A 9472-nucleotide genomic window follows, 5' to 3' on the forward strand; every position below is an offset into this window, starting at 1 on the left:
TCTCTATGTCCTGCACGACGAGCCGCTGACCCCCTTTGAAGCGATGCAGCTCGACCCGGATTACCTGCAGCTCGTCAGCCAGGCGCTCGGCCATTCGGCCAAAGCCGTGCAGATCGTGGGCCTGCACACCCTCAAGGAAATCGGCGAAGACCCGATGCTGGCTGGGCGCACCCTGCCGTCGAGGCTGCAAGTCCTGGCCGAACGCCTCGCCAGCCAGGGCGTCGGGGCGCACGAAGGTTATCCACAGGAGGACGCCACGCACGAATCCGAAGAAGGGGCGACGAGCCTTCTTCGGAATCCCGATGCCCCCACTTCGGAATCCGAAGCAGGGTCGAAACCCGCGCCAGACGCCTCTCTTCGGAATCCGAAGCAGGCCCGTACAGTACGTAGTAGTCGTATTAATGAAGTACGTACTACCGCGCAGACACAGGCGCAGGCGCGCGCGCTGGGCGACCTGCAATGGCCAAAACACTTCGCGGAACTGAAGGCAGAGCAGCAGACAGGTGCGCGGGTGGCATTGCAGCAGGTCGATGCTGCGCTGAGGCAGGCGGTGCTGGACGAATGGGCCGCACGATGCAGCAACCATGGCATCCGCAATCCGGCTGGGTATCTGTTCGGCATCATCCAACGGGCCATCCATGGCGAATTCAACGCCTGGGCCAAGAAAGATGCGCCGTCAGCACCCGTGCCGCCGAATGAGCGGCCACCACCAGCACCACCGCCATCCCAGCCGCAGGGCAAGCCGGTGCCGTCAGAAGTCGCCAGGCAGCACATCGAGCGGCTGCGCAACCTGCTCGCCAGCAAGTGAGCGGGCCTGCAAGGCGGTGAAGTGGATGCCAGTGGCTTCCAGTAGAGCTATCCCCAGGGGATAGTTCTACTGACGGCTACACGTCGAACCGCTGCACGCCAAGCCCCGATCGCCTGCGGCGGGATCGGCCTTGTCCGCGCTTGATCCGGGCGTGCAGCGTTCCTTGGCGCTCCATGGAACTATCCCCTGGGGATAGCTCGCACCACATGCACCCGCCGCGCCGTGAACCGGGGACTGGCGGGTTTCGGTTTGTTGACTGACTGCCTTCCGCCACCTGCCGAAGCTGTCCGCTCTTTTCCAACAACGAGCGGACACCATGGCAACCACCAACGAACCCCTGCAACTGAATCTCGGCTCCTTGCGCAGCGCGATGTCGCTGACGCTGCACACGCACCACGCCTCTCGCATCTGGCACGGCCGCGCCGCCGCCGAGGGGCGACCGGGCATCGTCGGCCTGAACGGCTACATCGCGCAGATGAACAAGATGCGGCGCGGCTCGGAGCAGGACGACCCGTACAGCGACTTCTGGATGCTGCGCATCGAGGACAAGCTCGACCAGACGAAGGCCACGCTGCAATCGCTGCGCGAGCAGGTGGACCAGGCCCTGGCAAGCGTGCCGCCGGCACTCACCCTGGGCGAGAACCTCAACGTGCAGCCCGTCAAGCTGCCGCTGTTCGTCAATGCGCAGTTGGGTTTTGCCGCGGTGTACTTGCTGGCCGACTACGACGACATCGCCCGCAAGCTGATCCTCGCGCACCACACGGCGTTGATCGATCGCTCGACGCTCGAACGCTGGCTCAACGAAGGCGCGCATGCGCTGCGCAGTCTTTTCAGCCTGGCCCACCAGTACCGCTACTCGGGCTGCACCCGCGACGACTTCGCTTCCAAGAATGCGGCAGCGCGGGCGGCGCTGGAGAAGTACGGCGAGTTGCCGCAGGACGTGCTGGAGGGCACGCGCCGCTCGAAGTTCGCGCCGCCCATCGTGCGCCGTGGCCTGCAGCAGCGCGGTGACGGCCCTGCCGCAACCGCATCGCCCAGCGACGAGGCCGCCACCACCCAGGCACCCGAGACCACCGCGGGCGAGGACGCGCAGGCATGAGCGACCCGAACCGCGACACCCGCTATTTCCGGCCGCTGCAACAGACCGCCTTCATGCGGCTTGAACACGCAGGCTCTCAAAAAGGCCTTTTAAGGCCTTTTAAGGGTAAAGGGGACTTGGAGGCCTGGGCCAGTCAGTGCTTCGCCATGCGCGACGAGTTGATTGGCTTGGCGCAGCGACAGGTGCTGCCACAGGCCCTCGGGCATCCCTTCCACCTGCTGCCCATCGAGTTAGCCCAGCAGACCACCGGCGCAGGCACGGTGTTTTTGCGCTGGCGCAAGCACGACAGGTCAGCCATGGGCGTGGCCCTGTGGCAGGAGCTGATGGCGAGTACCAGCACGCCGGTCAACCTCCTGGCCGACCTGCACGCGATCGAGCTTCAGCGCATCACGCTGAACATGCAGATCAGCCTGTTGCACACCTTGGGCAGGCAGGCCCAGGAGTGCGCCAGCAAGGCCGCCGAGGCGGAAGACGCCTACCTGCGCCGGCTCAAGTCCACACCGCCCACCCTGCGCGATCGGTAATCGCGCAGGGCACCCCAGCACGCGCCCGCCGCCAACCAGGTGCGGGTATTCAACCACCACGGAGATTGCAACATGAGCACGCATTTTTCTGGCGAGGGCAACATCGGTTCGCCCCCCGAGTACCGGGAGTTCCCCAACGGCAACGACGAGCCCAGCCGCCTTCTGCGCCTGAACGTCTATTTCGACAACCCCATTCCCAAGAAGGATGGCACCTTCGAGGATCGCGGCGGCTTCTGGGCGCCGGTGGAAATCTGGCACCGCGACGCCGCGCACTGGAAGGACCTGTACCAGAAAGGCATGCGTGTGCTGGTCGTCGGCCGCATGGAACGCGAACCCTGGACGGACAACGAGGATCAGCCGCGCGAGACCTGGCAGATCAACGCGCGCAGCGTCGGCATCCTGCCGTTCCGCATCGAGTCCGTGACCCTCAGCCCCAGGCAGCAGGAGACCGCGCAGGAGGCGCAGCCGAAGCCCCAGGCCGCCCAGGAACCGACCGCGCCGAAGGAGCCGAAGCGCAGGAAGTGATCCGGCATGGGGCGGCGGCAGTCGTCGGTCGCCCCATGCACTCGCGAGCTATCCCCAGGGGATAGCTCCATCAACGTCCACCGGCTTCCACGCGCTCCCGAAAATCGCGGCTCCCGGCCGGCACACGCCCGGCCGCACGCCACTTCCGTCCCGACCATTCCATCCCGTGAAAGTGGTCGCCACCGCATGCGGCTTGTTTGCTGCTGCCCCTGGTGGTTCTCGGCATCCTCGATTCCAGCAACTCAATGAACCACGGAAATCGGATGGACGGACATGCGGCTGTTCTTGTGCGAGAAGCCCTCCCAGGGCAAAGACATTGGCCGGATTCTCGGCGCGACGCAGCGCGGTGAAGGCTGTCTCAGCGGCTCCGGTGTCACCATCACATGGTGCATCGGCCATCTCGTAGAAGCGGCAGCCCCCGAGGTCTATGACGCGGCACTCAAGCGCTGGTCGCTGGAGCAGTTGCCCATCGTTCCCCAGCAATGGCGGGTCGAGGTCAAACCGAAGACCGCCACGCAGTTCAAGGTCGTCAAAGCGCTGCTGGCGAAGGCGACCCATCTGGTCATTGCAACCGACGCCGATCGCGAGGGCGAGCTGATCGCCCGCGAGATCATCGACCTGTGCGGCTACCGCGGCCCCATCGAGCGCCTATGGCTGTCGGCGCTCAACGATGCGTCGATCCGCGCCGCGCTCGGCAAGCTGCGGCCGTCGTCCGACACGCTGCCGATGTACTACTCGGCGCTGGCGCGCTCGCGCGCCGACTGGCTCGTGGGCATGAACCTCAGCCGGTTGTTCACCGTGCTGGGCCGGCAGGCAGGTTACGACGGCGTGCTGTCGGTCGGGCGCGTCCAGACGCCGACGCTCAAACTCGTCGTGGACCGCGACCGCGAGATCGCGGCCTTCAAGTCGGTGCCGTTCTGGGCCATCGATGTGTCCTTTTCCGCAGGTGGACAGACTTTCAGCGCGCAGTGGGTTCCGCCCGATGGCTGCACCGACGACGCCGGCCGCTGTCTGCAGCAGCCCATCGCCCAGCAAGCCGCGCAGCAGATCCGCACTGCGGGCAGCGCCCAGGTGGTATCGGTCGAGACCGAGCGCGTGCGCGAAGGCCCGCCGCTGCTGTTCGACCTGGGCACGCTTCAGGAGGTTTGTTCCAAGCAGCTTGGGCTGGACGTGCAGGAGACCCTGGAGATCGCCCAGGCCCTGTACGAGACGCACAAGGCCACGACGTACCCGCGTTCGGATTCCGGCTACCTGCCCGAAAGCATGTTCGCAGAGGTGCCCACGGTCCTGGACAGCTTGCTCAAGACCGATCCCTCGCTGCGCTCGATCATGGGCCAGCTCGACCACTCGCAGCGCTCTCGCGCCTGGAACGATGGCAAGGTCACGGCGCACCACGGCATCATTCCGACGCTCGAACCCGCGAACCTCTCTGCCATGAGCGAGAAGGAACTGGCGGTGTACCGGCTGATCCGCGCGCATTACCTCGCGCAGTTCCTGCCCCACCATGAGTTCGACCGCACTGTCGCCGAGCTGTCCTGCGGCCAGCAGAAGCTGGCGGCCACCGGAAAGCAGGTCGTCGCCCAGGGTTGGCGGCTGGTGCTGGCCGAGCCGCAAGCGGACGAGGATGGAGAAGCCACGGCGCGCAGCCAGGTGCTCCCCGCGCTGCGCGAGGGCATGGCGTGCCAGGTGGCCGAAGCCGAGATCAAGGCGCTCAAGACGATGCCGCCCAAGCCCTACACGCAGGGCGAACTGGTCAAGTCCATGAAGGGGGTCGCCAAGCTGGTGACGAACCCGCGCCTGAAGCAGAAGCTCAAGGATACGGTCGGCATCGGCACCGAGGCGACACGGGCCAACATCATCAGTGGGCTGATCGCCCGCGGCTACATCGTGAAGAAAGGACGCTCCATCCGTGCATCGGATGCGGCATTCACGTTGATCGACGCCGTGCCCGCGGCGATTGCCGACCCCGGAACCACCGCCGTGTGGGAACAGGCGCTCGACATGATCGAGGCCGGACAGCTCACCCTGGACGTGTTCCTCGGCAAGCAGACTGCATGGATTTCGCAACTGATCGTACAGTACGGCAGCACCTCGCTGTCCATCAAGGTTCCCCAGGGTCCCGCTTGCCCGCAGTGCGGCGCACCGACGCGCCAGCGCACCGGCAAGACCGGCCCCTTCTGGTCGTGCAGTCGCTACCCCGACTGCAAAGGCACGCTGCCGGTCGATTCCGGCACGTCCAAGCGCGGTGCCTCGCGCCCGCGCAGTAGCGGCCGCAAGGGCTCCTAACCGACCCCGCTCCCCGAGAGCCGTGCCCGCCATCGGCGGCGTGGCCCATGTCCCGCACGCCCTGCGGGACGCCCAGCGCGCAACGCCTTCTCTTGTCCGTGTGCGCGTCCCGCTCGGCCGCCCCCGGCCGCGGGGCCTGAAGGTAGCTTCTCCGCGAACCGTGTCCGGGGTTTCCCGGCGCATTCTGCTGATCTGCATTTTTCCGCCTCTGCGAAGGGTCCCCCGATGGCTTGCCAGGCTGCGAGCCACCCGGAGACCCTTCGTGGTCAGCGGTATTCGATGCCGTGCCCAACGGCGAAAAACTGGGCTCCTTTTGTGCGCGGATGTGCGCCAGAAGATGCCGGCGCCAACCACGATATGCGCCGGGTGCGATTGCTTGATGAGCAGACGGTTCTAGCGACGACCGGGCCTGCCAATCAGCCCACGGGTGGTTCCGTCCTCCCGAGCCGGAGGCCGCAAGGCCTTCGGCGCCTTTCTCCTGCCGATCAACGGCCCGGCAGGATCACACCTGCAGGTGACCTGACATCTTCATCTCCTTATCCTCGACACCTCACAGCAATGCAGTTGCTCTCCAGCAGCGTACGCAGCGACATCGAGGTGATGAGTCCACTTGATAACCCCTCACGTCGAAGCTGGGGGATAGCACACCGAATGGCTACTTTGCAGCGGAAGCCGTCAGACGCCTCCAATTTCAACTGGTCCGCATAGCCGGCTCCTGCCAGCTATGACCAGCAGGCTGAGCGATCAATCGGGGCTCGGCCAGATGCCGTTTTCCAACTGACGCGGCGCGCCCCGCGCACGAAGCTGCCCGCATGTTCGCTGATTCGTCAGCACATGCCAGCAGCCAGGGTTCCAAGCTGCCGCGGATCTCTTCCGCGTTGCCCGCCAGTCCGCATCGCATCAGGTCTGCGGACGCGCGTCCCCCGTGACGTCGATGCTTTTTATCAACCGCGTGCGGGAGCTGCCATCCCGCGAGGGACGAGGCCCCGCTTTTCCAAGGAGCCCGTCCATGTCCCAGCAAGCATCTTTCGGCCAATTGGCCTCGACCTACTGCGGCAAGTTCCTGCCGCTCGAAGTCCTGCAAAGCGCCGCCGGTCACTACATCGGCACGCGCGATGCCGAAGGCCCCGTTTCGCGGGAATCCCGCGAGTACTTCCGCAGCTACGCCGCGGCTCAACGTGCCCTCGATAGAGGCGGCTGGTCCCAGCTCGCCGTTCCTTGATCCAAACTGGAGGAATCACGTCATGAACCAGCTACTGCCGCAGGAAGTCGTCGATCAGATCATGCGGGAAGAGCAGCATTTCGCCGCCGCGCCCCAAGCCTTTTTCGAGGCATGGAAGCGCGGTGTCGAGATCGCTGGCCCCGAGTGGTTCGGCAACGGCACCCGTGAAGGTCTAAACCTGTCCAAGAGCAAGTGGGATCTGCGCCCCAACATGCTGCGGCTCAACGACGCCCTCGGCGTCCTGAGCAGCGGCGAACGCATGTTCCTGTCCGCCATGGTCAGCTTCTACAACGCGCGCGAGGGCGGTGCCATGCTCAAGCGCTGTCACTTCAACGGGCTGTCGGACTTCGACGGTCTCGACCTGCAACGCCGCAAGGTCATCGCCGACCTGCTCGTGAACTACAACGGTTGGTGATCCGGTCTCCGGCACACCACCACGTCTTCGTTCACTCCCCACGAGGGGCATGCGCCCACGAGGCCGTGCCCCTCATTTTATTTCCCGTAGTCCAGAGCAGTGCTGACAACGCCATGGTCGGCGCTGCCTGACACTTTTTCCATTTTTCAACCCACCGGGTCCAATTCCCGGTGGCGGGAATTGGCTCCATTATTCAATCTGGAGAGTTCCCATGTCTCAGAAACCTAATCCCTTTCTTCGCGGCTACTGGAATCTGAAAATCGTCCGCACGCTGTGCATCAGCTACGAGGACGGAAGCCCGCATGTCTGGCGCAACATCCATGCGAGCCAGCAACACCTCTCCGACGAGGAACTGGTTTCATCGTCCTGCATCGTCGCCAGCGATTTCGCCGTGGTCAGCAATGGCCGCGAAGCCGTGAGCGCCGAGGTACTGGCCGAATGCGATGCCGGTGAAGGCGTCAGCGGCGAAGGCGTGATCGGAGCCGTGGTCTATGCCATCCATGGCGAGGACTTCGACGGCCGCCCAGTCCACGTCGGTGATGCCTATTCGGCCGAGGCCGCGCGGGAAGCCGTGCAGCGCCTGAGTTTCGAGACCGGCAATTACAGTCGGTGCTGGGAAATCAGCCGTGAGCACATCACCGTCGATACCTGGCACTACCTCGCCAACCTGGCGGACCTCGCCACGCCGGAGGCCTTTCTCTTCGTTGCATTCCGGGTGCCGTACAGCCCGGCGATCGGCGTCAAGCTGATTTCCACGCCCTGGACGGACCAGAACCTGGAGCACGCCGAAGGCATCACCGCCGAGCAGCTTCGACAGGAGCATCGGAACAAGGGCATGCCGGATGATCTGGCGAACATCCTTGATCTGGCTGGCCGGGCCGATGTGCGCATCCTGATCCTCGACGCCGACGCACCCGCGCTGCTGGGCCTGCCACTGGCCGAGTCCTAGCAGCCGCACGACGCGCCAACCTTCCTCTTTGTCTCCCCCAAGCCGGCCCGTCTCCCGCCAGGAGCCGGGCTGGTCCATTTTCATAGGAGCAACCTCATGTTCCCCGACCTCATCTCACGCGCACCCGACTTCGAGCACCAGCTTGGAGCCTGCGTCAACGCCATGGGCCAGGACGACGCCATCGGCCAGATCCTGGTATTCGAGCGCACGCACGGCACGCTGCACATGCGCCATATCGCCGGCGCCGACTTGGTGGACACCGACATTGACGACTACGAGATGGTCGTCTTCGACGGTGGCAACACCAGCGGCGACACGTGGAAGCATGTGTTCTTCCCGCGTCAGCGCGAGCACTACTTCGTGTACGAAGCCTGACCCAACCAGCCCCTTTCGAGGGGCTTCTTCTTGCCCGCAGCGCAGGAAAACCGGGTGCGGCGAAGTGCCGTTTCATGCGGGCGGGTAGCCCGGCCCAGGGCCATCCTTGCCCCCATGTTCGTCGGCGTTGCCGACACATGCCCAGGCAGCCGAGACCTTCGAGGCTGCAAGTGCGGAAAACCGTGCTGGTCGTTTTTTCCTGTGGACGTACCGCGTCCATCCACCCACAAGGGGTCTCTCCCTTGCGGGCCGGGATTCCCTTGTTCTTCCCCAAGGAGATTCCCATGGATCGCTCTCTCATCAAGACCCTGATGCCTTCGCTTGTCGCAGGCCATGTGCCCCGCAACGTGCGGTCGTTCAAGTACCGTGTGTTCGATGATCAGCCGCAGTCCTCGACACTGGGCTTCGTCATCGATCCCCAGCCCTTCAACGGCAAGGTGGTCGCGGCCAACGACAACGCCATCGTCGTCAAGCTCAAGCCCAGCGAGTTCGCGGTACTCGATCCCAGCCTGGTATCCATCGTTCCCAGCGAAGGCGCCAAGGTGCATGTCCAACCGTATGCCCGCCGCCGCTTCGACGGCCTGCGTGCGGACACCCCGGAAGAGCGCACGGAGATGACGTCCGATGGCACTCCCTACACCGTCAAGACGCACATCCTCGGCTCCGCACCGGCCAAGCTGCCCATCCCCGAGCCAGAGTGCCTGGAGTTGGGCCAGCTCATCCAGCAGTTGGAAGAAATGCCAGCACCCGACGGGTTCCGTCGCATCACTCACATGCTGGTCGATGCGGGCGCCCGCGACTTCACCTGGGTCGATCCCACGCCGTCCAAGATCATCGAAACGCCTCCGGCAATCAGCTTCACGGTTTCGACCACGAAGTTCGAGGGCCGGGTGACGATCCTGTACGACCGCGCGGGCGACACCTACGTGGTGGAGCTGCGCCGCGACGGTGAACTCGATCGGCACGACGAGGTGTATTTCGACATGCTCGGTGACGTACTGGAGCGGCTTATCGACGACGGGCGCTGGCGCCTGATCGACGTGAGCGTGATCAACGCCAAGGCCAACCGGCGACGCCAGGCGGTTGCAGCATGACGTCCAAGGCAAATGACTGCTGGGTGGTGTATTCGCCCAACGAGTCGGCCACCAGCGACAGCGCCGGTTTCTGGTCCAACGAGTTCGGCTGGGTCCAGTTCGACCAGGCGACGCGCTTCTCGCTCGAAGAAGCCTTGTACGCAGAGATTCCGGTCGCAGTCGGTCGGGATACGCG

Annotated in this window: 10 protein-coding genes; all 10 read left to right on the top strand. The window is 64.8% G+C overall.

What is annotated here, in order from left to right; all coding sequences use genetic code 11:
• On the top strand, window positions 1–808 hold an 808-nt coding region (locus GIW04_RS23465; protein ID WP_236479239.1), incomplete at its 5' end, for an STY4528 family pathogenicity island replication protein.
• A 316-nt stretch (window positions 809–1124) separates the two neighbouring features.
• Window positions 1125–1907 carry a PFL_4669 family integrating conjugative element protein gene (locus GIW04_RS23470; protein ID WP_090520172.1) on the top strand — a complete coding sequence of 261 codons (783 nt, stop codon included), beginning with the start codon at window positions 1125–1127 and terminating at the stop codon, window positions 1905–1907.
• The gene (locus GIW04_RS23475; RefSeq protein WP_090520170.1) at window positions 1904–2431 is read left to right on the top strand and encodes a DUF3158 family protein; all 528 of its coding nucleotides are present in this window, start codon (window positions 1904–1906) and stop codon (window positions 2429–2431) included. The genes GIW04_RS23470 and GIW04_RS23475 overlap by 4 nt, the downstream gene beginning before the upstream one ends.
• A 72-nt stretch (window positions 2432–2503) precedes the next feature.
• Entirely contained in the window at window positions 2504–2956 is a 453-nt protein-coding gene (locus GIW04_RS23480) for a single-stranded DNA-binding protein (RefSeq protein WP_033947983.1), read from the top strand.
• A gap of 273 nt (window positions 2957–3229) precedes the next feature.
• Entirely contained in the window at window positions 3230–5242 is a 2013-nt protein-coding gene (locus GIW04_RS23485; RefSeq protein WP_090520168.1) for a DNA topoisomerase III, read from the top strand.
• A 1009-nt stretch (window positions 5243–6251) separates the two neighbouring features.
• A complete protein-coding gene (locus tag GIW04_RS23490; RefSeq protein WP_090520166.1) occupies window positions 6252–6464 on the top strand; it encodes a hypothetical protein in 213 nt (70 codons plus the stop codon).
• 22 nt (window positions 6465–6486) lie between these two features.
• On the top strand, window positions 6487–6879 hold the full coding sequence (locus tag GIW04_RS23495; RefSeq protein ID WP_090520163.1) for a hypothetical protein: 393 nt from the start codon (window positions 6487–6489) through the stop codon (window positions 6877–6879).
• Between the two features lie 211 nt (window positions 6880–7090).
• Complete coding sequence (locus GIW04_RS23500; protein ID WP_090520161.1) at window positions 7091–7828, top strand: DUF5983 family protein; 738 nt, start codon at window positions 7091–7093, stop codon at window positions 7826–7828.
• A 96-nt stretch (window positions 7829–7924) separates the two neighbouring features.
• Window positions 7925–8203 (top strand): uridylate kinase, encoded by a 279-nt coding sequence (locus GIW04_RS23505; RefSeq protein ID WP_090520158.1) that lies wholly within the window; start codon window positions 7925–7927, stop codon window positions 8201–8203.
• Window positions 8204–8487: 284 nt separating this feature from the next.
• Window positions 8488–9297: a GTPase gene (locus GIW04_RS23510; protein ID WP_090520155.1), complete on the top strand. Its 810-nt coding sequence runs from the start codon at window positions 8488–8490 to the stop codon at window positions 9295–9297.
• Window positions 9298–9472 lie beyond the last annotated feature (175 nt).

The organism is Pseudomonas sp. PA-4-8C (assembly GCF_021606625.1).
Lineage (GTDB): Bacteria > Pseudomonadota > Gammaproteobacteria > Pseudomonadales > Pseudomonadaceae > Aquipseudomonas > Aquipseudomonas lactis.